Raw genomic sequence first — 24358 nt, forward strand, 5'->3', positions numbered from 1 at the left:
TAGTTTTGTATATATTTAACTTATTATTAAAGTAAAGTTGATATAAATAGCAAGAAAATATTTTAAGAATATAATTAAAAAAAAGACAAAAAATAAATTAAACAATATTTATATGAAAAGTTGCCGAAAAATTTGTTAAAAAATATACAAAAAATACTTTACTATTTCTTAGTAAAGTAGTATGATTTAATTAAGAAAATAATTATTAGTTAAAAAATAATATTAATAAATAAAAGTTTATATTATTTTAGAAGGAGTTTATTATGAAAATAGTAATTGTAGGATGTACACATGCAGGAACAGCTGCAGTAGTTAATTTAAAGGAACTTCACCCAGAAAGTGAAATTACAATATATGAAAAAAATGATAACTTATCATTCTTATCTTGTGGAATAGCATTAAATGTTGGAGGAGTAATTAAAGAAACTAAGAATCTTTTCTATAATTCACCAGAAAACCTTGCTAAAATGGGTGTAGTAACAAATATGAAACATGAAGTTTTAAATATTGATTTTGAAAATAAAACTTTAAAAGTTAAAAATCTTTTAAATAATGAAGAATTTGAAGATAATTATGATAAATTAGTTTTAACTTTAGGGTCATGGCCAATAGTACCAAAATTTGAAGGTGGAGATCTAGATAACATTTTATTATGTAAAAACCATGATCATGCAATAGAAATTATAGAAAAATCAAAAAATGCTAAAAATGTAGTAATTATTGGTGCTGGATATATTGGAGTAGAATTAGTAGAAGCTTTTGAAATGCAAGGTAAAAATGTAACTTTAATTGATGCTGAAGAAAGAATAATGGCTAAATACTTAGATAAAGAATTTACTGATATTGCAGAAAAAGAATTTGTTGATAGAGGAGTAAATTTAGTATTAGGCGAAAAAGTATCTAAATTTGAAGGAGAAAATGGAAAAGTAACCAAAGTTGTGACTAATAATGGAAGTTATGAAGGTGATTTAGTAGTATTATGTATTGGATTTGCACCTAACACTAAATTAGTACAAGGAAAGTTAGATACATTACCAAATGGTGCAATTATAATTGATGAATATATGAGAACTAGTAAAGAAGATGTATTTGCAGCTGGAGATTGTTGTGTAGTTAAGTATAATCCAGCTCATGATACTAGATATATTCCATTAGCAACAAATGCAGTTAGAATGGGAACACTAGTAGCTAGAAATATAGTTGAACCTACTTTAAAGTATATGGGAACACAAGGTACTTCAGGAATTAAAATTTATGAAAAATGTATAGCTTCAACAGGATTAACAGAAGAAGTTGCTAAAGCTACTACTAAAATGAATGTTGCTTCAGTTGAATTAACAGATAATTATAGACCAGAATTTATGCCAACATATTTACCAGCAACTATTAAATTAGTATTTGATAAAGATACAAGAAGAGTAATTGGAGGTCAAATAATTTCTGATATAGATTTAACTCAATTTATGAATACTTTATCAGTTGTTATTCAAAATGAAATGACAATAGAAGAATTAGCAATGACAGATTTCTTCTTCCAACCTCATTTTAATAAACCATGGAGCTTATTAAATGCAGTTGCATTAAAAGCATTATAAAAATATAGTTAAAAACAGCTTGAAATTTAAACTAATATTATTAATAGTTTAAATGCAAGCTGTTTTTTATTTTAAGCATTAATTTAAGTTAATAAATATGCTAAATAAGTATAAATAAAGATTAAGGGTAATAATTTAATTATAAAAAGAGTATATTTCAAGTATAAAATAAATTATGTAAAAGAAATTAATTATAAGTTAACTTTGAGTTTATGGGAGAATAAGGATGAAAAATGGGTATAAAGGTTTTATAATTTTTATTGCTATATGGGTGATTATTGCAGCTATGTTAAATATGATATTGAATAAGCTTAATGCTTCTAACAGTGTTACAAATAATAATATAAATAATAATGAAGTTTCAGAAAATACACAAAAAGAAAAGGATTTTAATAGTAAGTTTTTAAGTCAAGGAGAAATGAGAGGAGTATGGATTTCAACAGTAAATAATTTAGACTGGCCTAATGTTGGTAGTTATAATAATAAAAAAATACAAAAAGAATTATTAAAAGAAAAACTTGATTTTGTTGAAAAAAATAATATGAATACTGTATTTTTTCAAGTAAGACCCATGGGAGATGCATTATATAAATCTAATTATTCACCATGGTCAAGATATTTAACTGGTGAATTAGGAAAAGATCCAGGTTATGACCCATTAGAATTTGCAATTGAAGAGGCTCATAAAAGAGGAATTGAACTTCAAGCTTGGTTTAATCCTTTTAGAATTGATAGTAATTCACAAAATTTTGATTTAACTGATTATATTAGTAAATTGCCAGAAGAAAGTCCTTTGAAGAAAAATTTAAATTGGATTGTTAAATATGATAAATATACTTATTTGGATATTGGAATTCCTGAAGTAAGGGAATATGTAATAAATTTAATTATAGAAGTTATAGATAAATATAATATAGATGGAATTATATTAGATGATTATTTTTATCCATATCCAGTAGAGGGAGTTGAATTTTCAGATAAATCTACTTATGAAAAATATGGACAAGAATTTAATTCTAAAGAAGATTGGAGAAGAAACAATGTGGATAATTTTATTTATGAACTAAATAAAAAGATAAAAGAAAAAAATTCTAATTTAAAATTTGGTGTAAGTCCATTTGGAATTTGGAGAAATGGAGAATCTATTGGGGGAAGCAATACAAGGGGACTAAGCAGTTATGAAGATATTTATGTAAATTCAAGAAAGTGGATAAAAGAAGGATATCTTGATTATATTGTACCACAAATATATTGGCAATTTAATAATAGCAATGCACCATATACAACTCTTGTAGATTGGTGGTCAAATCAAGTAGAAGGAACGAATATTCAATTATATATTGGAATAGCAGTTTATAAGATAAATGATTCAACTTATGGTCAAGAGTGGTTAAAAGATGATGAAGTTATTAATCAAATAATATATTCAAAAAATGATAAAAATGTTAAAGGAAATTGTTTTTTTAGATTGGCAAGTTTAGAGGAAAATAGATTAGGATTTACAGATAAATTAAAAAGCTTATATGAAAAAAATAAATAAGAGTCGTTGATAAAATTTACCAAATATGATATTATTTAGATAAATAAATCTTGTTTAGTAAAAAAGGCAATGGGGCCTTAAGTTTAACTTAAGGCATCATTGTCTTTTTAAATTAAAATATATGGAGGGAAGAAGAATGAATAAAAAAATAATATCAGCAGTAGTTGCTACAAGTGTTATGGCTTTAAGCTTTATGGGCTGTGGTAGTAATTCAGGAGATGGAACTTCAAAATCAAAAGATGAAAAAAGTGATAATCAAATAGTTATTGGAGCAATACTTCCTTTGACTGGAAGTGTATCTACTTATGGAGAGTCAGCTAAAAATGGAGCACAACTTTGCATAGATGAAATAAATGAAAATGGTGGAATAAACGGTAAGAAGGTTGTAATTAAATATGAAGATGATGAAGGGGATTCTACAAAATCTATAAATGCCTATGATAAATTAGTAAATCAAGAAAATGCATCTGTAATTGTAGGCCCATTAACTTCAGGTTGTGCTAATGCAGTAGGACCAAAAGCAACTGCAGATAAAATTCCATTAATTACACCTACAGGAACAGAAACAAATTTAACTACTACAGGAGGGGAATATGTATTTAGAACTTGTTATATAGATGCTGTTCAAGGACAAGCGATTGCTAAATATGCAACAGAAGATCTAAAAGCTAAAAAAATGGCTATTTTATATAATGTTGGCTCAGATTATTCAAAAGGAATAGCTGAAACAATAAAATCAGAGTTTGAAAAATCTGGAGGCAAAATAGTTGAATATGCTTCTTATAATGATGGAGACAAAGATTTTTCAGCACAATTAACTAACGTTAAAAAATCAAATCCAGATATTATTGCATTGCCTGATTATTATAATGTAGTTTCTTTAATTGCTGATCAAGCTAGAAAAGCTGGAATAGAGGTACCTTTTATTGGTGGTGATGGATGGGATTCTCCAGAACTTATTAATATAGGAGGAGACTCATTAGAAGGTTCAATATTTGTTAATCATTATTCACCTGATGATACAGATGAATTAGTTCAAAATTTTGTTAATAAATATAAAGATAAATATGGTTCAAATCCAGATGCATTTGCAGCATTAACTTATAGTACAATACAACTTTATCAAGCTGCTATAGAAAAGGCAGGAAGTACTAATGGAGATACAATTAAAGATGCGCTTGTTAATATTGATACTGTAACAGTTACTGGTTCTGTAAAATTTGATAAATCAAGAAATCCTATTAAATCATTATCAGTTATAAAAATTGAAAATGGTTCACCAAAATTACAAGAAAAGATAAATCCTTAAAATTTTTATATAGTATGTATGGCATTTATTAAATTATATTTTTACTATAATACCCCTGAGTTTTTTTAAATAATAAATGCCATACAGAAAATAAAAATTTATTTTACATAAAAAGGGGGCGTTAAAATGGCATTATTACAACAAATTATAAATGGTTTATCATTAGGGTCTATTTATGCACTTATTGCTTTGGGATATACAATGGTTTATGGAATAATAAAGTTAATTAATTTTGCTCATGGCGATATTTATATGATAGGAGCATTCATAGGATTATATTGTGGAAAAAATTTGGGGTTATCTTTACTTCCAACATTAATAATATCAATGATAGGAGCTGCATTATGTGGAGTAATAATTGAAAAAGTAGCATATAAACCTTTAAGAAATTCCCAAAGGATTACATTATTAATAACAGCAATTGGCATTTCTTTATTGTTAGAAAATGGAATGAAATTAGCTGTAGGATCATCACCAAAGGCATTTCCTAAATTATTAAGTACTGAAGTAATTAAATTAGGAAGGTTATCACTTGAAACATCTAAAATATTAATGCTTGTTGTTTCCATTATGCTTGTAGTATTTCTTCAATTTATTGTTTTTAAAACTAAGATAGGTAAAGCAATGAGAGCTGCATCTTATGATATTGAAGCTGCATCACTTATGGGGATTAATGTAAATAATATTATTTCTATAACTTTTGCAATTGGATCAGCATTAGCAGGGGCAGCTGGTGTTTTAGTATCGTTAGCTTTTAAGGTAGTTGAACCTTATATGGGGATGATACCAGGACTTAAAGGATTTATTGCAGCTGTGTTAGGTGGTATAGGTAGTATTCCAGGTGCCTTAATTGGGGGGCTACTAATAGGACTTACTGAAACTTTAACTAAGGCATATATATCAACAATATTAAGTGATGCAATAGTATTTGCTATATTAATTATTATTTTATTAGTTAAACCATCTGGATTACTAGGCATAAAAATCAATGAGAAAGTGTAGGTGCATAAAATGAAAAAATATAAAAATTCAATAATTGTAATTATAGTAATTTTAGTAATATTTTTTGGATTAAACTTTCTTATTGATGAAGGAATTATTAATAGATATATAAAGGGGTTATTAACATTAAGCTGTATAAATATAATTATGGCAATTGCTTTAAATTTAATTACTGGAATTACAGGTCAATTAAGCTTAGGAAATGCAGGATTTATGGCTATTGGAGCTTATACATCAGTTTATTTTTCAGTTAAGGTAGGAACAACGTTTATAATATCAATATTATTAGGAGCAATTTTAGCAGGTGTAATTTCAATTATTATAGGTATACCAACATTAAAACTTAAAGGTGATTACTTTGCAATTACCACATTAGGAGTTGGAGAAATTACAAGAGTGTTGATAACTAACATGGATATTGTAGGAGGAGCAAGGGGATTTACTGGAATTCCAACAAAGACAACATTAAATGTTGCTTATTTTGCAATGATTTTAATTTTGATAGTTGTAGTTAATATTGCTAAATCAAGTAAGGGAAGAGCATTAATTGCAATAAGAGAAAATGAAATTGCAGCAGAAGCAATGGGGGTAAATATAATAAAATATAAAGTTACAGCATTCTTTATTGCAGCATTATTAACAGGATTTGCAGGTGGACTTTTTGCACATTATACAGGTTTTATACAACCAACAAATTTTAATTTTATGAAGTCTATTGAAATAGTAACATTTGTTGTATTAGGTGGTATGGGATCTATAACAGGATCAGTAATTGCAGCCATATTTTTAACAATATTACCTGAAAGTTTAAGAACCTTATCAGATTATAGAATGGTTATTTACTCTTTATCTTTAGTAATACTTATGATATTTAGGCCACAAGGATTACTTGGAACATTAGAAATTACAGATATATATAGAATAATAAAAAATAAAATTATGAGAAAAAAATTAAATTCTAATGATGAAAATATAGCAAAGGAGGGATAAACATGCTTTTAGTTGATAATCTAACAATAAGTTTTGGAGGATTAACTGCAGTATCAAATTTTTCATTGAAAATTGGGGAAAAAGAAGTTGTGGGACTTATTGGCCCTAATGGAGCAGGAAAAACAACTTTATTTAATATGTTAACAGGAGTTTATAAACCTGATGAGGGAACAATAAATTATTTTGGAGAAGATATTAAGGGATTAAAACCTTATGTTATTACTTCCAAAAGAATAGCTAGAACTTTTCAAAATATAAGATTATTTTCATCAATGTCAGTTAAAGATAATTTAAAAATATCTTGTGATTATAGAATAAAATATGGGTATTTTGATGCAATATTTAAAACTCCAAAATATAGAAGAGAAGAAGCTAAAATAGATAATGAAGTTAATGAATTATTAAAAACATTTGATTTGTATGATAAAGCTAATGAAAATGCAACTAATTTATCTTATGGAGAACAAAGAAGGCTTGAAATAGCAAGAGCACTAGCTACAAAACCTAAACTTTTATTATTAGATGAACCTGCAGCAGGAATGAATCCACAGGAAACAAGAGATTTATCAAAGTTGATTAAGAGTATAAGAGATAAATATAATATATCAATTTTATTAATAGAGCATGATATGAAACTTGTAATGAATATTTGTGATAGACTTACAGTTTTAGATTACGGAAGGATTATTGCTGAAGGAAAGCCAAATGATATTAAAAAAAATCCAAAAGTAATTGAAGCGTATTTAGGAGCTTAAATATAAATTTTTAAATAGGAAAAAAGAGGTAGATTATCATGAATAGTAAAATATTAAAAAAACAAATAGAAGAATCTAAAGATAAATCTGAATTAATACTTGAAATAAAGGATTTAAATCTTTTTTATGGAGGAATACATGCATTAAAAGATATAAATTTAACTGTAAGGAAAGGTGAAATTATAACTTTAATAGGTGCAAATGGAGCAGGGAAAACATCAACATTAAGAGCAATTTCATCTCTTGAAAAAATTAAAAGTGGAAGTATAAATTATAATGGTAAAGATATTGTTGGGGTTCCAGCTAATAAGCTTGTAGCAATGGGAATAAGTCATGTCCCAGAAGGAAGAAAAATATTTGGAAATCTAACTGTTATGGAAAATTTAGAGTTGGGTGCCTATTTAAGAAAAGATAAAGATGAAATTAAAAAAGATTATCAAGATGTCTTTAAAAAGTTTCCAAGATTAAAGGAAAGATTAAAGCAAAATGCAGGTACATTATCAGGTGGAGAACAACAAATGCTTGCAATTGGAAGAGCACTTATGAGTAGGCCAAAGGTTTTACTTTTAGATGAACCATCTATGGGATTAGCACCTATGGTTGTTAAACAAATTTTTGATACTATTGTTGAAATAAATAAAAGTGGAACTACTATTTTATTAGTTGAACAAAATGCCAATATGGCCCTTTCAATAGCAAATAGAGGTTATGTTTTAGAAACAGGTAAAATTGTAATTAAGGGAAATGCAAATGAAATGCTAAATAATGAAAGTATTAGGGCAGCGTATTTGGGAGAATAATTAAATAAAAAGAAATATTAGATTAAAAAATAAATTTTAACATAATATTTCTTTTCTGGTTTAAGTTATAGCAATTATTTTTCCAAGATCCTTAAGATCATAGCCACCAATACCTTCTAATTCATTTTTAAATTTTTGAGAAGATAAAATAGAAAGTATACTTTGATAAGGTGGATTGTTTAAATCGCTCTTTTTAATTATTAAGTCGTATCTTTCTGTTTGAAGAGGAACAAAATCAATTGTTTCTACTTGCATAGCGGCTTTTTTATTTCCTATTCCCACATTGGCATCACCACGTCCTACAGAACTTGCAACACCTAGATGTGATGTTTCTTCATTAAAATAACCATTTATAGAATATGGATTTATATTAAGTAATTTCAATTTTTCGTCTAATAAAACTCTAACACCACTTCCTTTTTCTCTGTTAACAAATTTTACATTTTCATTAGTTAAATCTTCAAATGCTTTTAAGTTTAAAGGATTTCCCTTTTGTACATAAAATCCTTGTAATCTATAAGCTAAATTTATAAGAATACAAGGTGTTCCAGGAAGAAGTCTTTTAACATAATCAAAGTTATATGTATCAGTATCACCATCCCAAAGATGAGATGAAGCTATTGAAACTTTATTATTATATAAATCATATAATCCATTATAGCTACCTTTATAAGAACGTAAAACATTAAAATCAGGATAAAGTTCTGATATATATCTTGCTAAAATATCTAATAATATATCTTGACCAGCAATTATAATCTCATTAGAAGATTGGTTATTTCTTGAGTTAGAATTATTTGTTATTTGCGCATTTCTTCTAGAAGTTGATGAAATATTTTTAGAATCAGTAATTTTTAAGCTGTTTTTTTGATTATTTATATATGCTTCAACATCATGCATATCAATTCTTATTTTTTTTCCTATTTTATAACTTGGCAATTCACCGCGTTTAATAAGTTCATAAACTGTATTTTTGGTGATTTTAAGTAATTCCGATACTTCTTGTGGGGTTAAAGAAGCTTGTAAGTCCATAAATATCCCTCCTAATATAATAATAATTTTAGCATTATTAATAAATGAATTGCAAGAATTAACGTTATGTGATAATATTTGATTGTATAAAACGTGATAAAACAAAACAAAACATGATGAAACATATTTAAGATATAAAATTGGAGGATTAAATAATGAAAAAATTAAAGGTTATTTCAGCATTATTATGTTGTAGTTTATTATTAGTTGGTTGTGGTAAAGGAAGTAATGGAAATAACTCAGTTAAAAATGATTCAAAGGAAAAGGCTCCTGTAGAATTAAATATATCAGCAGCAGCAAGTTTAAAAGAAGTAATGGCTGATTTAGAAACAGAATATAAAAAGCATAAGGAAAATGTTACTTTAGTTGTAAATTATGGTTCATCAGGTTCCCTTCAACAACAAATAGAGCAAGGTGCTCCTTGTGATTTATTCATTTCAGCAGGGCAAAAGCAAATGAATGCTTTAAAAGATAAAGGATTGTTATTAGATGGTACTACTAAAGATTTAGTAGAAAATTCTTTAGTGCTAGTGGCAGCTAAGGGAGTAGAGATAACTAGCTTTGATGATTTAAAGAGTGATAAGATAACTCATATAGCTATTGGAGAACCAGAAAGTGTTCCAGCAGGAAAATATGCAGATGAAGTTTTAACTAATACAGATATAAAAGATAGTATTTCTAATAAATTAGTTTTTGCAAAAGACGTTAAGGAAGTTTTAACATGGGTTGCATCAGGAAATGCAGATGTTGGTTTTGTATACTTAAGTGATGCATTAAGTAGTGATAGTGTTACTATTGTTGAAAATATTAATGAAGTAAATGAACATTCACCAATTACTTATCCAGTATCAGTTATAAAAGCATCTACTAAGGCTGATGATGCAAAAGAATTTGAAGATTTCTTATTCACAGATGAAGTACAAAAGATATTTGAAAAGTATGGATATAAATCAGTAAAATAATATAAAGAAGGCAAGGTTATAAGTTATGGATTTTTCACCGTTATGGATATCGCTTAAAACAGCGTTTCTTGCAACTATTATAACTTCAATAATAGGAATATTTATATCTTATAAAATGGCTAATTATAAGGGAAGAGGTAGAGGACTAATAGATGGAGTCTTCACTCTTCCCCTAATATTACCGCCAACTGTTATAGGATTTTTCTTATTGCTTATTTGTGGAAAAAATGGATTTGTAGGAAAGATTTTTATGAGTTTTAATAAAAATATTATTTTTAGTTGGAGTGCAACAGTTATTGCAGCTACAGTAGTTGCTTTTCCAATGATGTATAGAACATGCCGTTCTGCATTTGAACAAATAGATAAAAATATGATTTCAGCTGCAAGAACATTAGGGCTAAGTGAAACTAAGATATTTTTTAAAATTGCAATACCACTTGCATGGCCAGGTATAATTGGTGGATTAGTTTTAAGTTTTGCAAGAGCTTTGGGAGAATTTGGAGCAACTTTAATGATTGCTGGAAATATACCAGGTAAAACTCAAACTATGCCAGTTGCAATATTTTTTGCAGTTGAAGGTGGAGATATGAATAAAGCTATGCTTTGGGTTTTAATAATAGTAGCAATTTCATTTATAATGATATTTTTATTAAATTATTGGTGTGATACTCAACAAAAGCTAATAGGAAATAGGGGGAGATAAAAATGAGTTTATATATAGATATTAATAAAGATTTATCTTCCTTTAATTTAGAAGTTGCAATGGAGAGTAAGGGTGGCATAATTGGATTTTTAGGAGCTTCAGGTTCAGGAAAAAGTATGACATTAAAATGTATTGCAGGACTTGAGAAAGCTGATTCAGGAAAAATTATAATTAATGAAAAAGTACTTTTTGATTCAGAAAATAAAATAAATATTAAAACTAAAGATAGAAAAGTTGGATTTTTATTTCAAAATTATGCATTATTTTCCCATATGACTATAAGAGATAATATTGAAATTGGATTAGATAAATTAAGGAAGATTGAAAAAAACAAATTATCATCTACTTATATTGAAAAGTTTGGTTTAAATGGTCTTGAAAATAGATATCCATGGCAATTATCAGGTGGACAACAGCAAAGAGTTGCACTTGCAAGAGCGCTTATTACATCACCAGATATATTGCTTCTAGATGAGCCATTTTCAGCTTTAGATAATCATTTAAGGGCTAATATGGAAAGAGAGCTTATAGAAATTTTAAAGGACTATGATGGAACAGTAGTTTTTGTTACTCATGATATAGCAGAAGCATATAGAGTTTGTGATAAAATTATAGTTTTTGATGGTGGAAAGGCTAGTGAAATTAGAGAAAAGGATCTTTTATTTAAAAATCCCTTAAGTTTAGCAGAAGCTAAAATTACTGGTTGTAAGAATATATCAAAGGCTAAAATAATAAATAAAGATTTTATTTTTGCTAAAGAGTGGAATTTAAAATTAAAGTATCAATATAGCAGTAATTCAATTAATTATATTGCAATAAGATCTCATAATATTAAGTTATTTAATAATAAGAAACATAATAATGATAATGTATTTAATATGATTATTGAAAATATAGTTGAAAATCCTTTTGATTATACATTATACATTAAAGAAGTTAATTGTAATAATAGCAATAGTGCAATTAATTTTACAATTTCAAAAGAAGAAATGAAATTTAATGTTAATGATGTAATAAAAGTAAAATTTGAAGAAAATTATTTATTTACATTTGAATAAATTAATAAGATGTACTGTATCAAAATTATGCAGTCCATCTTTGTAAAAATTATAAAGTAAATTAAAGTATATTATATTTATAATTGAAAATATAAATAAATATAAAACAATAAAAGGAGGAATATTATGAGTATTTTACTAGAGGCTTGTGTTGGATGTTATGAAGAAGCTAAAAGAGCTGAAATGCTAGGTGCAGATAGAATTGAATTATGTGATAATTTAGAGGAAGGAGGAACAACCCCTTCTTATGGAACTATATACTTAGCAAAGAAAAATATTAATATACCAATATCAGTAATAATAAGACCAAGAGGTGGAAATTTTGTTTATTCAAATGATGAATTTGAAATAATGAAAAAAGATATAATTATTTGTAAAGAATTAGGTGTTGAAACTGTAGTATTTGGTATCTTAAATAAGAACAATACTATTGATATTGATAGAACAAGAGAATTAGTTGATTTAGCACAAGGATTAAAGGTTACCTTTCATATGGCTTTTGATGAAATATATGATAAATTTAAAGCGTTAGAACAGCTTATTTCAATTGGAGTTGATAGAGTATTAACTAAAGGAGGTAAGGATTGTGCTGAAGAGGGAAAGGTTGTATTAAAAGAGCTTGTTGAAAAAAGTAAGGGAAAAGTAATTATTTTAGTTGGTGGAAAAGTTACTTATAAAAATTATAAAACACTTTCAGAGTTTATAGGATGTAAAGAGGTACATGGAAGTAAAATAGTAGGTGATTTAAATTAATTTTTACTATTATAGTAATTGTGTAGTATAATAAAAATATAAAATTTTAGAAAAGGAATAAGTATTATGATACATGAATTAACAATATATAAATTAGGTAAGTTATTAAATGAACTTAAATTAAAATATAATATGAACTTATTATTAAAAAGAAAATTAAGTGGTGGATTTATTACAATTGTAGGAGAAGTTGATGTAAATTATATCCCAGAAGATAAAGAAACTTTAAAAGGAAATAATATTATAGGACTAAAAGTTAAAAATGATAATGGTCAAATGGACTTAAAAATTACAGGAATTAAGGGAAGTTTATTTAAAGTTGAAATTGCTCCAACAAAGTTTAAAGAAATTAGCATTGGAGGATTATCAATGGATAAAATTAAAGAAAGTAAAGAAGAGTGTAAGCTTAAGGTAGATGATGATTTAATTTTTACAATTTCAGCATCAAGTGAAGAAGTAGAAAAGCTATTATAATACTTATTTACAGGAAGGTTTACTATATTTAAACTTAAAGAGGGATTTTTATTCTCTATAAATGGCTTAAAACCGTAAAATTAAAAATATAAAAATGAAAAAACTGTGCAGAAATTTAATTCTGCGCAGTTTTATCGTTTTTTTATTTATAATAATATTAAATGTTATTTTATAGATTAGATATATTATTATTTAATAGAATAAGTAGTAATGTTATTAGTATAAGATTACTACTTTTTTCATATTAAATTATATATATATAATTTTGGAGGGAAAAGAAAATGAAAGTTGCTGATATGCATTGTGATACAATTGGAGAAATTTACGAAAATAGACTTTTAGGGAATAACTATAAATTAAAAAAAAATAATTTTCATGTAGATATAAATAAATTAAAAAAAGGTAATTATTTATTGCAAAATTTTGCAATGTTCATAGATATTAAAAAGCATAAGAAACCTTATAAAACATTACAAGAGATGATAGCAGTTTATTATGAAGAATTAGAAGATAATAAAGATATTATTAGGCCAGTATATTCATATAAAGATATATATGCATGTGAAAAGGAAAATAAAATAGCTGCATTATTAACTATAGAAGATGCTGGGGCTCTTGAAGGATCATTAATGAATTTAAAAACAGTTTATGAGCAAGGGGTTAGACTTATAACATTAACATGGAATCATATAAACGAAGTTGGATTTCCAAATTTTAAAATAGAAGTTGATACTTATGGTGATATAAAAGAAAAACCAAATTTTAAAATTCCTAATACTGAATTTGGACTTACTGATTTTGGCGTTGAATTAATAAGGGAAATGGAGAGATTAGGAATTATAGTAGATGTTTCGCATTTATCTGATGCTGGTTTTTATGATGTTTTAAAATATAGTAAGAAACCATTTGTAGCAAGTCATAGCAATTCAAGAAAAATTACTAATGTTGTTAGAAATTTAACTGATGATATGATAAGGAAATTAGCAGATAAGGGTGGGCTAACTGGAATAAATTTTTGTTCAGACTTTATAAAAACAACTTCACATACAGGAAATACATTTACTTATGTTGATGATATAGTAAAACATATAAAATATATAAGAAATGTTGGTGGATTAGATGTAATTGCATTAGGAACAGATTTTGATGGTATTCCTAGCACATTAGAAATTAAGGATGCTTCACAAATTCAAATTTTAGCAGATGGATTGTTAAAAAATGGTTTTAGTTATGATGAGGTAGAAAAAATATTTTATAAAAATTTAATGAATTTATATAAAGAATTATTATAAAAAATAAATATTAGACAAAATGTATTATAATAATATAAGATAAAATATATATCAATAAGGATGTGTACAAATGATAGAAAAAAATAATTTCAATGAGATTGAAGGAAAAGAAATTTTAAATAAATTATTTAATAAAGAGTTAAACTCTAAAAAAAATATATTAGAAGCTATAGAAATAATAAGACCATTGGCTAAAGAGGAGTTAAAGGGTGAAAAATTACAGGAAATTTATAATATAATTTATAATAGTATTGAAGATATGAATACTATTGTAAAGGCAAATACTATTATGTATTTAAAAAATCAATTAAAATCAGCATTAGGAAAATATGTTGAAAATAAAGATCCTAAAGAAATGAATTGCTTTTTAGAATTCTTTAAGGAAGCTTATCCTACTAATAATAGACGAATTGGATATACAAGAGTAATAAATGATTTTAATAAAATAACAAATGAACAAATTTGGGAAACGTTAACTTACGTAAATAGAATAGTAATTAAAACTAAAAGAAAATTAGGTGAAGATGAAATAGAAGATATAATAAAAAATATAAATAAATTATTAAGTAGTGGGAAAATAGAATATATAAATCAAGTTAAAAGTTTAGAAAAGTTATTAAATGTTCTTAATGTAAAAGTTGTTAATTATAAAGATGGATTTAAATTAAAGAATAAATAAAATTATAAATATGAAAATAATAACAAATAGAAAAATTATATAAAGAAAAGAGAGGTTAAGTATGAGAAATATAAAAATGACTATTCAATACGATGGGTCAAGATATAAAGGGTGGCAAAAGCAAAATATAAAAGGAACTAATGTATCAACTATACAAGATAAAATTGAAAAGGTATTATCTAAAATGACAGGAGAAGAAATACAAGTAATTGGTTGTGGTAGAACTGATACTGGAGTTCATGCAGATAAATATATAGCAAATTTTAAGACTAATAGCGAAAAAAAATTATCTGATATATCTAAATATCTACATGAATTTTTACCAGAAGATATATCAGTAACATCATTAAGTGAAGCTAGTGATAGATTTCATTCAAGATTAAATGTAATATCAAAGACTTATGTATATACAATTGATAATAATAAATTTGCAAATGTATTTTTAAAAAAATATGCTTATCATGTTGAAGGGCAGTTAAATATAGAAAAAATGAAAGAAGCAAGCCAATATTTAATAGGAACTCATGATTTTAAAGGATTTAGTGGTGTAAAAGATAAAGCTAAAAAATCAACAATAAGAACTATTAATTACATAAATATTACAAATAAAAATAACATTATAAAAATTGAGTATAATGGAAATGGATTTTTATTAAATATGGTTAGAATTTTAACTGGAACTTTAATAAAGGTTGCAAAAGGTGAGCTAGAGCCAAAAGACATTAAAGAGATGCTGAAATCTAAAAAAAGAAGTGAAGATGCTGTAAAGGCACCTGCAAAGGGACTTTGTATGAAGGAAGTAAATTATTAAAAATTTTATTGTAGTAATTAACATAAAGGAAGCTCTAATAATATACTAATTAATAAAGTAGGATATTTAAATAATACCTAATTAATTATTATGGATTAAGGGTGTGAAATTAGATGAATATGGACTTTCATGTTCATGGTTTACTGAGTAAAAGAAAAGATTTTAATGAAGAATTTTTTATGAATGAAATATATTTTTCAAAAGTAAATGGATTAAATGCAATAGTTCTTTGTGAACATTTTAATGCAAAAGATTTTTTAGTGATTTATGAATTTCTAGAAAAAAAATATTCCTACGATGGGGATAGATATATAGTAGATGGTATTTCTGTATTTCCAGCAATGGAAGTAAGTATTAAAAATAAAGGTCATGTAATACTTTGTGGAGATAGAGAAAATATAATTAATATATATAAATCTCTTAGTGATTTTAGAGAAAAAGAAAATTTTATTGAATTAGAAGAGTTATTAGATTTAGCAGAGGTATTTGATTTATTAAAGATAGGTGCGCATCCTTGCAGAAGAGGACATAAGTTATGTAAGCATCCCCATGAATTACTGAAAAGATTAGATGCATTGGATTTAAATGGGAAAGACATATTTAAAAAAGGTGAGGCAATTGCTAGAGATGAAGTAATTAATTTATCACAAGAATTAGGTCTTAATATTGTTACTGGAAGTGATAGCCATACACCAATTCAACTTGGAGGAATATATACAAATTTAAATAAGGAATGTAAAACTATAAAAGAACTTAAAGAATGTATAAGAAATGATGATTATAGTATTAAAGTTAATTCTTCATTAAACTTTAAAATATTTTCTTCAAAAATTTTGAAGAGATATTTATTGAAAGCTGATACTTATGATAAAAATACAAAGTTTAAAATTTAAATAAACTTTAATAATAAGCTATCTACTAAAATAAGAGAGATAGCTTATTATTATTTTACTTTATAAGTTAAAAAAGTGGTAAGTAAGATTATAATAAATGATAAATATGTTAAAAATAATTAATACAAATATTTAGATAAGGAAGAAGAAATATGGAAAATATAGAAGAAGTATTTAATGAAATACTAGCTTGTGATGTTCAAGAAGCATTAAAGTATAGTAGTGATGGGTTCAAAAAGTATGGCAATCCTGAATATTTAATTTATACAGGTCAATGTTATTTAGCTCAGGGACTTTATGAAGAAGCAATTGCAGCTGTAGATTTAGCATTTGAGCTTGGATGTGATTATATTGTATATGGATATAATGTTAAAGGAGAAGCACTATTGGATTTAGGCCTTTATGTAGAAAGTAGAAGATGCTTTGAAAGAGTAATAAGGGAAGAAGCTGAGCAATATTTAGCAAATACATATTTAATAGAACTTGATATAAGAGAAGGTTTTTATGAAGATGCAATTAATAAATGTATAGATTATATTGAAAACTATGGAGGTAGTAGTGAACAAATTGCTAATTTAAAATGTATAATTGGATGGACGTATTTAATTGATTTAAATAATAGTCATTTAGCTAAAGAGGCATTTATAGAAGCTATTGAGTCAGATGAAAAGTGCGGAAGAGCATATACTGGACTTGGAATATATGAAGCAAATAATAAAAATTATGAAGAAGCTATTTATTACTTTAATAAAGCTATAGAAATAGATGAAAATGATGGAGAAAATTATTTTGCATTAGCAATTTGCTATAAGGAACTTAATAAATTTGAATTAGTTGAGGAATATTTAGTTAAGGCTAATGCTATTGAACCCGAAGATAATAGAATAATTGAAGAATATGCATATGAATTATTAAGACAAGGTAGAAATGATGAAGCAATAGAGTATCTTAAGGAAATTGCTGATTATAGCAAAAATAAAGAAGAAATTAAAAGTTTAGTTTGGGAATTAGAACAGTACAAGGAATAATAAAAACAAAAGGCAAATGATAATAATTAAATATCATTTGTCTTTAATTTATGGTGTTATTTTTTATCAAAGCTTGCACAATTAGTTTCTGTATAAAGGTTTGCATTGCCTCCATGTACTTGAATAGATGAAAGATTGCAAAGGCAATTTTCATTATGAGCACAACTACTTACCTTACATACTAAACAATCACAAGGAGTACAATTTTCTGCACAGTTAGTTAAATCACTATAATGTTTTTTATCTAAAAATGAACCACAACATGTGTCGTTTTCACTACATGAAGCCATTCCACCAATATCAATACGGTTTGAAAAACAATTTCCTGAACAATTATAAGAACAATTTGTTACATCACAATTAATTTTTGTCATATAAGTATCTCCTTTATAAGCAAATTAATTAAAATATCTATCTAATAAGCCTTTAAATGCTTTTCCATGTCTAGCTTCATCTTTGCACATTTCATGAACAGAATCATGAATAGCATCTAAGTTGTTTTGTTTTGCTAAATTAGCAAGTTTCTTTTTGCCATCACAAGCACCAAACTCAGCTTCAACTCTAGCTTCTAAATTTGCTTTAGTACTTGTAGAAACAACTTCACCTAACATTTCTGCAAATCTACTTGCATGATCAGCTTCTTCATAGGCAATTCTTTTATAGGCTTCAGCAACTTCAGGAAAGCCTTCACGATCAGCTACACGAGACATTGCAATGTACATTCCAACTTCAGTACATTCTCCAGTAAAATTAGCTCTTAAACCTTCAATGATTTCAGGATCAATATTTTCACAAATTCCAACTCTATGTTCATCAGCCCAAGTCATTTCCCCTTTCATTTCTTCAAATTTGCTAGAAGAAGCTTTACATACAGGACAAAATTCAGGTGGTGCATCACCTTCGTGAACATAACCACATACAGTACAAATAAATTTTTTCACTTAAAACCCTCCTTATATTATTTTCCTTAAAAACATCTGTATTATTATTACTCATTTAAAATTTAATATACATAAAAAATAAGATTATTTATTGACTTTTAAAAGAAAAGTATTATAAGATTGTAGAATGATAAAAAAATAAGAGGAGAAAGAAATGGCAAAAGATATTAACGGAAGCGAAAATTTTCATTACAATAATATAGAAAAAAAAGATAAAAATTTTATGTATAAGAATTTTAAAAGAAGTAATTGTTATAATTGTAATTTTGCAAATTCTAATTTTAATTTTGCAACTTTTAGAGGAGCACATTTTAAAACGTGTAGTTTTATTAATGGAAGCTTTGAAGGAACAGAGTTTATTGGAACTAACTTAAAAAATAGTAAATTTAAAAATGCTAAATTTAAAAATGCTATTTTTGAAGGGGCAAATTTAGATGGAGCAGATTTTAAAGATGCAATATTTGAAAATACTATTTTTTTAGGGTGCAAATTAGAAAAAACAAAAAATTTAAATAGAGAATTAAAAGAAGTAAGAATTTTAGATGAAATGCCAGAAATTAATTTAAGCAATGAGTTAAAAAGTTCATTAGAAAATTTTATGGAAAATAAATATGTTAAAAGTTCAAGAATATTTGATACTAAAGATGGAGGTATCAATACATTAACAGTAATGATTCTTTTAGAAAACTTTTCAGAAAATGAGTTAATAGAAGGATTTTCTAAAATAAAGTCAAAAATAGAAAGAGATTTTTATACTATAAGCTATATAATTAAAATGATACAAAAAGAAATAAGATAAAAAATTAGGTATTATTTATAAAATTTTATAAATAATACCTTTTAATATATATAAATATTAAAAAGTTTTTAATAATGCTTAAAAAAATAATTGAAAAACACCCATTAAAATTATTATTATGGCTGATAATAAACCTGAATATTTTCCAAATATCTCTGAAAGAAAGCTATTACCTATTTTTAAACCTAAAATTAAAATTAAGACACTAAAAATAAATGTGAAAACTGTAGTAAGTGAAATACTAATTCCAGACATGCTTGCACCAATTCCAAGTGCAAAATTATTTATACTTAAGGCTAATGCTAAGGAAATTGCTTCTTTAAGTTCTATATTACCAGATCCATCTATATCAGCAGTTTTATTTTTAGTTAATATTTCATCATAATTTAAGGAATCTATTAAATCATTAGTGATAATATCATCATTATCACAATAATAATTCTTTGATATTTTTTGCTCTTTGAAATAATTTAATGTCATCCAAAGGCCTACAAAAATTAAAAGTATTGCCCCTATATAATTGCATATATATCTAGGTATGAACTTTCCTAAAATAGTACCTAAAAGCATTGATAAAAATGTACCTAATGTTACTATTAAAGCAATTATTATATTAATACTAAGTTTAATTCTAATTTTTTTAATTCCATAAGCTATTCCAATTATCAAACTGTCCAAACTTGCTGAAAATGCTAATAAAATAGAAGAAATAAGACACATATGTTGCTCCTTGTATATTTTTATATTAATCAGTATATTCAAAGGTAAATACTTAGTTACTTAGACAATAATTATTATATAAACCTAAGAATAGACGCAAATTACTATAATTTATGCTAAAAAATAAGAAAATGATAATAATATTATTAATAAATAGTTAAAGAGTTTTTAAATTGTTGTGAGGAAAATTTAACTATTGTATACTTAAAGTATGAAAATATTATCAAATAGAGAGGATAAATAAGTAATGTCTGGATACATAGATTTTAAAAATGTAAAAAAGAAGTATAAAATGGGGGAAGTAGAAATTGAAGCATTAAGCGGAGTTGATTTTTCAATTAACAAGGGAGAATTTGTAGTTGTTGCTGGTGCTAGTGGTGCAGGAAAATCTACAATATTAAATATTTTAGGGGGAATGGATACTGCATCAGAAGGACAAGTTATTGTTGATAATAAGGATATAAGTCAATTTTCACAAAAGGATTTAATTACATATAGAAGGTATGATATTGGATTTGTATTTCAATTTTATAATTTAGTTCAAAATTTAACCGCAAGAGAAAATGTGGAATTAGCAATACAAATATCTAAAAATCCATTAAATATAGATGAAGTATTAGATGCTGTAGGATTATCACATAGAAAAAATAATTTTCCAGCTCAATTATCAGGTGGGGAACAACAAAGGGTTGCAATAGCAAGAGCAATAGCTAAAAATCCTAAATTACTATTATGTGATGAGCCTACTGGAGCATTAGATTATAATACAGGAAAGGCTATTTTAAAATTACTACAAGAAACATGCAGGAAAAATGGAGTTACTGTTGTAATAATTACTCATAATTTAGCATTAACACCTATGGGGGATAAGGTAATTGAAGTTAAAAATGGAAGGATAAAAAATATAACTATTAATAAAAATCCAGTTCCAGTTGAAAGGATTGAATGGTAATTATGAAAAATGCTTTATGGAAAGATATATTAAGGGATATTAATAAATCAAAAGGAAGGTTTATTTCTATTGCAGCTATAATTACATTAGGAGTAATGCTTTTTACTGGTGTTAAAATTGCACCAATTGACATGAAAGCAACAGCGGATAAATATTATGATGATTATAATTTAATGGATTTAAAAATAATATCAACATTAGGATTAACAGATAAAGATGTTAAGGATATAAAAGATATAAATAGTATATTAGGTGTATATCCAAGCAAAACAATGGATGCATTATCAAAGCAAAATTCTGAAGAGTTTGTAATAAGGATTCATAGTCTTCCAAGTGAAAATTTAAATAATAATAATGAAAATTATATTAATAGAGTAAATTTAGTAAAAGGGAAAATGCCTTCTAAAGAAAATGAATGCGTAATAGGAAATGAAAAGTTTAGTAGTTTAAATTTAAAAATTGGTGATAAACTTCTTTTAACATCTGGAGATGATAGTGATATTTCTGAATCGTTAAAAAATATTGAATATGAAATTGTAGGAGTTGTGGAAACACCATATTATTTAAGTAATCAAATTGGAAGTAGTACTATAGGTAATGGGAATGTTAAAACATATATGTTTATAAATGAAGACAACTTTAAAAATGATATTTATAGTGAAGTATATGTGACAATTGATGGTGTTAAAAATTTAAATTCGTATAATGATGAATACTTTGAAGTTATTAATGAATCTATTTTATCAATAGAAAATATATCTTCAGATATAAATAATAGAAGATATTTAGAAATAGTAAATCTTGCTAAAGAAGAGTTGGAAAATGGTAAAAAAGAATATGAAGATAAAAAGTCAACTGTCTTAAGGCAAATAGAAGATGCAAAAAAAGAAATTGAAGATTCGAAAAGTAAGCTAATGGAATCACAAGATGAAATATCATCAAGAGAACAGCAATTATATGATTCAATAGAAGATGGAAAATACAAAATTAGTGTTGCAGAAAGTGAACTAAAAGAAAAAGAAGAGGAATACAATTTAGGATTAAGTGCATTTAATGAAGCAAAAAAGAGTGCTGAGGAAAATTTTGCAAAAGCAGAAGAAAGTATTAGAAAATCAGAAGATGGATTACAACAATTAAAAGATCAAATAAATAATTTAAAATTATCCTTAAATGATGAAAGCTTAACAGAAGAGATAAAATTAAATATACAGGAACAAATTAATTCGTTAAATAATTTATTTGAGCAAGGCAGTGTTAAATTAAATGAAGCTAAAAAGCAGCTTGAACAAGGTAAAAATGAATTAGCGAAGCAAGAGGAAAATCTTAATGCAGCTAATATACAATTAGCAGCTGGGAAAAAAGCTATAAATTCATCTAAAAATTCATTGAAAGAATTAAAAGAAGTTGGGGAAGCTAAAATCAAAGAAGCAAAAGATAAGGTAAATGAAGGGAAATTACAATTAGAAGAAGGAGAAAAAGAGCTTTTAGAAAAAGAAAAAACTGCAAATGAGGAATTAGATAAGGCAAAAGATGAAATTATTAAAGCTGAAGATGAAATTTCTAAAATTGAAAAACCTGAATTATATGTTTTAGATAGAAAATCTCATTATTCATATGTTGATTTTGAAAATAATGCTAAAAGCATAAATAAATTATCAAATGTTTTTCCAGTATTCTTCTTTATTGTTGCAGGATTAGTATGCTTAACTACAATGACAAGAATGGTAGATGAACAAAGAATTAATATTGGAACATTAAAGGCTTTAGGATATGGCAATGGAAGTATAGCTAAAAAGTTTATAATTTATGCATTATTTGCAAGTTTAATAGGAAGTGTTATAGGTATTGCTTTAGGACTTACGGTATTTCCTCTTATTATAATAAATGCATATAAAATGATGTATATTTTACCTGAAATAAATTATACAATTAATATTCCACTTATATTAACAGTATTTACTGTTGCTATTGGAGTTACAACATTTGTAACATATGCTGCATGTAGAATGGAATTAAGAGAAACTCCATCAATTTTAATGAGACCAAAGGCTCCAAAAGAAGGTAAGAGAATTTTATTAGAAAAAATACCATTTATATGGAATAAACTTAACTTTATTGGTAAAGTTACAATAAGAAATATTTTTAGATATAAAAAGAGATTTTTAATGACTGTAATAGGAATAGCAGGAAGTACAGCATTATTAGTTGCTGGATTTGGAATTAAGGATTCTATTAAAGCTGTTGTATCGAAACAATATGGAGAACTTACAAAATATCAAATGTCATTAAGTTTAGCAAAAGATGTTAGTGAAGAAAAAATTGAATATATTAAAAATGAATTAAGTAATGATAATAATGTAGCTGATTACTTATTTATTACAACTGAAAGTGGTAAAGCTACTATTAATGAAATAAGTAAAGATGTTTCATTGGTTATATCAAATGATAGTGAGAATTTTAATGAATTTGAGTTATTAAGAAATAGAAAGACAGAAGAAATTATTACATTGCCTAAAAATAGTATAGTAATATCTGAAAAAATTGCTACTTTATTAAATGTTAAAATTGGAGATAAAATAGAAATTACAAATAATGCTAATAATAAAGCTAAAGCTACTATTGGATATATAACTGAAAGGTATATAAATAACTATATTTATATAAGTGATAAGTATTATGAGGATATTTTTGGAAAAATACCTCAAGTAAATAATGTGTTATTAAAATTAAATGATGAAAAATCAGTTAATGAAATTTCAAATAAGTTTATAAATATGGATGGAGTAACTGGAGCTGTAAATAATACAAGTATTAAAGAAAATTTTGATGATACAATAAAGTCATTAGATTTAGTAGTTGTTGTAATGATATTATGTGCAGGAGCATTATCTTTCATAGTATTATATAATTTAACAAATGTTAATATTTCAGAACGTGTAAGGGAAATAGCAACTATTAAAGTTTTAGGGTTTTATGATAATGAAGTGTCTGCGTATATTTATAGAGAAAATATTTTGCTAACTATAATTGGATTAATTACAGGATTAGGATTAGGGAAGCTATTCCATAAGTTTATTATGGTTACAGTTGAAATGGACTATATTATGTTTGGAAGAAAAATAGCATTATTTAGTTTTGTAATTGCTGGAATTTTAACATTAGCTTTTTCATTACTTGTTAATTTAGCAATGTATTATAAATTAAAAAACATTAAAATGGTTGAATCTTTAAAATCAGTAGATTAGTTAAATAAATGAAATGTTATATTAA

24 protein-coding genes are annotated in these 24358 nt (G+C 25.7%); 20 read left to right on the plus strand and 4 right to left on the minus strand.

The genetic code is table 11. The features are described 5' to 3' along the window. The first annotated feature begins 263 nt into the window (after positions 1 to 263). The 7 genes from ACUN06_RS05760 to ACUN06_RS05790 all read left to right on the plus strand — a co-directional run bounded on the left by ACUN06_RS05760 (position 264) and on the right by ACUN06_RS05790 (position 7991). Positions 264 to 1595 carry an FAD-dependent oxidoreductase gene (locus tag ACUN06_RS05760; RefSeq protein WP_291731422.1) on the plus strand — a complete coding sequence of 444 codons (1332 nt, stop codon included), beginning with the start codon at positions 264 to 266 and terminating at the stop codon, positions 1593 to 1595. 226 nt (positions 1596 to 1821) lie between these two features. After that, a complete protein-coding gene (locus ACUN06_RS05765) occupies positions 1822 to 3135 on the plus strand; it encodes a glycoside hydrolase family 10 protein (RefSeq protein WP_449390202.1) in 1314 nt (437 codons plus the stop codon). 136 nt (positions 3136 to 3271) lie between these two features. Continuing rightward, positions 3272 to 4444 (plus strand): ABC transporter substrate-binding protein, encoded by a 1173-nt coding sequence (locus ACUN06_RS05770; RefSeq protein ID WP_291731417.1) that lies wholly within the window; start codon positions 3272 to 3274, stop codon positions 4442 to 4444. Between the two features lie 126 nt (positions 4445 to 4570). Beyond that, positions 4571 to 5446, plus strand: a complete 876-nt coding sequence (locus ACUN06_RS05775) for a branched-chain amino acid ABC transporter permease (RefSeq protein ID WP_449390203.1) — start codon at positions 4571 to 4573, stop codon at positions 5444 to 5446. 9 nt (positions 5447 to 5455) lie between these two features. After that, a complete protein-coding gene (locus ACUN06_RS05780) occupies positions 5456 to 6436 on the plus strand; it encodes a branched-chain amino acid ABC transporter permease (protein ID WP_449390204.1) in 981 nt (326 codons plus the stop codon). Between the two features lie 2 nt (positions 6437 to 6438). After that, positions 6439 to 7191, plus strand: a complete 753-nt coding sequence (locus ACUN06_RS05785) for an ABC transporter ATP-binding protein (RefSeq protein ID WP_291731410.1) — start codon at positions 6439 to 6441, stop codon at positions 7189 to 7191. 95 nt (positions 7192 to 7286) lie between these two features. Then, entirely contained in the window at positions 7287 to 7991 is a 705-nt protein-coding gene (locus ACUN06_RS05790; RefSeq protein ID WP_449390256.1) for an ABC transporter ATP-binding protein, read from the plus strand. A gap of 60 nt (positions 7992 to 8051) precedes the next feature. Here ACUN06_RS05790 and ACUN06_RS05795 read toward each other — a convergent pair whose 3' ends face one another. Continuing rightward, a complete protein-coding gene (locus ACUN06_RS05795) occupies positions 8052 to 9023 on the minus strand; it encodes a helix-turn-helix transcriptional regulator (protein WP_331893279.1) in 972 nt (323 codons plus the stop codon). Between the two features lie 155 nt (positions 9024 to 9178). On the opposite strand from ACUN06_RS05795, the gene modA reads away from it, so the two are divergent. The 10 genes from modA (at position 9179) to ACUN06_RS05845 (ending at position 17676) form a co-directional block, all read left to right on the plus strand. Then, the gene (modA, locus tag ACUN06_RS05800) at positions 9179 to 9985 is read left to right on the plus strand and encodes a molybdate ABC transporter substrate-binding protein (protein ID WP_291731406.1); all 807 of its coding nucleotides are present in this window, start codon (positions 9179 to 9181) and stop codon (positions 9983 to 9985) included. 25 nt (positions 9986 to 10010) lie between these two features. Further along, entirely contained in the window at positions 10011 to 10688 is a 678-nt protein-coding gene (modB, locus tag ACUN06_RS05805; protein ID WP_291731404.1) for a molybdate ABC transporter permease subunit, read from the plus strand. A 2-nt stretch (positions 10689 to 10690) separates the two neighbouring features. After that, the gene (locus ACUN06_RS05810) at positions 10691 to 11746 is read left to right on the plus strand and encodes a sulfate/molybdate ABC transporter ATP-binding protein (RefSeq protein ID WP_294367075.1); all 1056 of its coding nucleotides are present in this window, start codon (positions 10691 to 10693) and stop codon (positions 11744 to 11746) included. Between the two features lie 126 nt (positions 11747 to 11872). Further along, on the plus strand, positions 11873 to 12499 hold the full coding sequence (locus ACUN06_RS05815; RefSeq protein ID WP_294367077.1) for a copper homeostasis protein CutC: 627 nt from the start codon (positions 11873 to 11875) through the stop codon (positions 12497 to 12499). 66 nt (positions 12500 to 12565) lie between these two features. Continuing rightward, positions 12566 to 12973, plus strand: a complete 408-nt coding sequence (locus ACUN06_RS05820) for a UDP-N-acetylglucosamine pyrophosphorylase (protein WP_449390205.1) — start codon at positions 12566 to 12568, stop codon at positions 12971 to 12973. 281 nt (positions 12974 to 13254) lie between these two features. Continuing rightward, positions 13255 to 14265, plus strand: a complete 1011-nt coding sequence (locus tag ACUN06_RS05825; RefSeq protein ID WP_294367082.1) for a dipeptidase — start codon at positions 13255 to 13257, stop codon at positions 14263 to 14265. Between the two features lie 70 nt (positions 14266 to 14335). After that, on the plus strand, positions 14336 to 14944 hold the full coding sequence (locus ACUN06_RS05830; protein ID WP_291731392.1) for a hypothetical protein: 609 nt from the start codon (positions 14336 to 14338) through the stop codon (positions 14942 to 14944). Positions 14945 to 15005: 61 nt separating this feature from the next. Beyond that, positions 15006 to 15755 (plus strand): tRNA pseudouridine(38-40) synthase TruA, encoded by a 750-nt coding sequence (truA, locus tag ACUN06_RS05835; RefSeq protein WP_291731389.1) that lies wholly within the window; start codon positions 15006 to 15008, stop codon positions 15753 to 15755. A gap of 113 nt (positions 15756 to 15868) precedes the next feature. Next, positions 15869 to 16648, plus strand: a complete 780-nt coding sequence (locus ACUN06_RS05840) for a PHP domain-containing protein (protein WP_294397044.1) — start codon at positions 15869 to 15871, stop codon at positions 16646 to 16648. 152 nt (positions 16649 to 16800) lie between these two features. Continuing rightward, positions 16801 to 17676 (plus strand): tetratricopeptide repeat protein, encoded by an 876-nt coding sequence (locus ACUN06_RS05845; RefSeq protein WP_291731385.1) that lies wholly within the window; start codon positions 16801 to 16803, stop codon positions 17674 to 17676. Between the two features lie 56 nt (positions 17677 to 17732). Here the strand turns inward: ACUN06_RS05845 and ACUN06_RS05850 are convergent, their stop codons facing one another. Both ACUN06_RS05850 and ACUN06_RS05855 read right to left on the minus strand, forming a co-directional pair. Further along, positions 17733 to 18050: a DUF1540 domain-containing protein gene (locus ACUN06_RS05850; RefSeq protein WP_291731383.1), complete on the minus strand. Its 318-nt coding sequence runs from the start codon at positions 18048 to 18050 to the stop codon at positions 17733 to 17735. Between the two features lie 24 nt (positions 18051 to 18074). Next, positions 18075 to 18617 carry an NADH peroxidase gene (locus ACUN06_RS05855; RefSeq protein WP_291731381.1) on the minus strand — a complete coding sequence of 181 codons (543 nt, stop codon included), beginning with the start codon at positions 18615 to 18617 and terminating at the stop codon, positions 18075 to 18077. Positions 18618 to 18771: 154 nt separating this feature from the next. On the opposite strand from ACUN06_RS05855, the gene ACUN06_RS05860 reads away from it, so the two are divergent. Beyond that, a complete protein-coding gene (locus tag ACUN06_RS05860; RefSeq protein WP_294367090.1) occupies positions 18772 to 19416 on the plus strand; it encodes a pentapeptide repeat-containing protein in 645 nt (214 codons plus the stop codon). Positions 19417 to 19494: 78 nt separating this feature from the next. Here ACUN06_RS05860 and ytaF read toward each other — a convergent pair whose 3' ends face one another. Continuing rightward, positions 19495 to 20136: a sporulation membrane protein YtaF gene (gene ytaF / locus ACUN06_RS05865; RefSeq protein ID WP_449390206.1), complete on the minus strand. Its 642-nt coding sequence runs from the start codon at positions 20134 to 20136 to the stop codon at positions 19495 to 19497. Between the two features lie 247 nt (positions 20137 to 20383). On the opposite strand from ytaF, the gene ACUN06_RS05870 reads away from it, so the two are divergent. Both ACUN06_RS05870 and ACUN06_RS05875 read left to right on the plus strand, forming a co-directional pair. Continuing rightward, positions 20384 to 21088: an ABC transporter ATP-binding protein gene (locus ACUN06_RS05870; protein ID WP_294367096.1), complete on the plus strand. Its 705-nt coding sequence runs from the start codon at positions 20384 to 20386 to the stop codon at positions 21086 to 21088. Positions 21089 to 21090: 2 nt separating this feature from the next. Further along, entirely contained in the window at positions 21091 to 24333 is a 3243-nt protein-coding gene (locus ACUN06_RS05875; RefSeq protein ID WP_449390207.1) for an FtsX-like permease family protein, read from the plus strand. Positions 24334 to 24358: the final 25 nt, after the last annotated feature.

It is taken from the genome of Clostridium sp. ETTB3 (genome assembly GCF_053571985.1).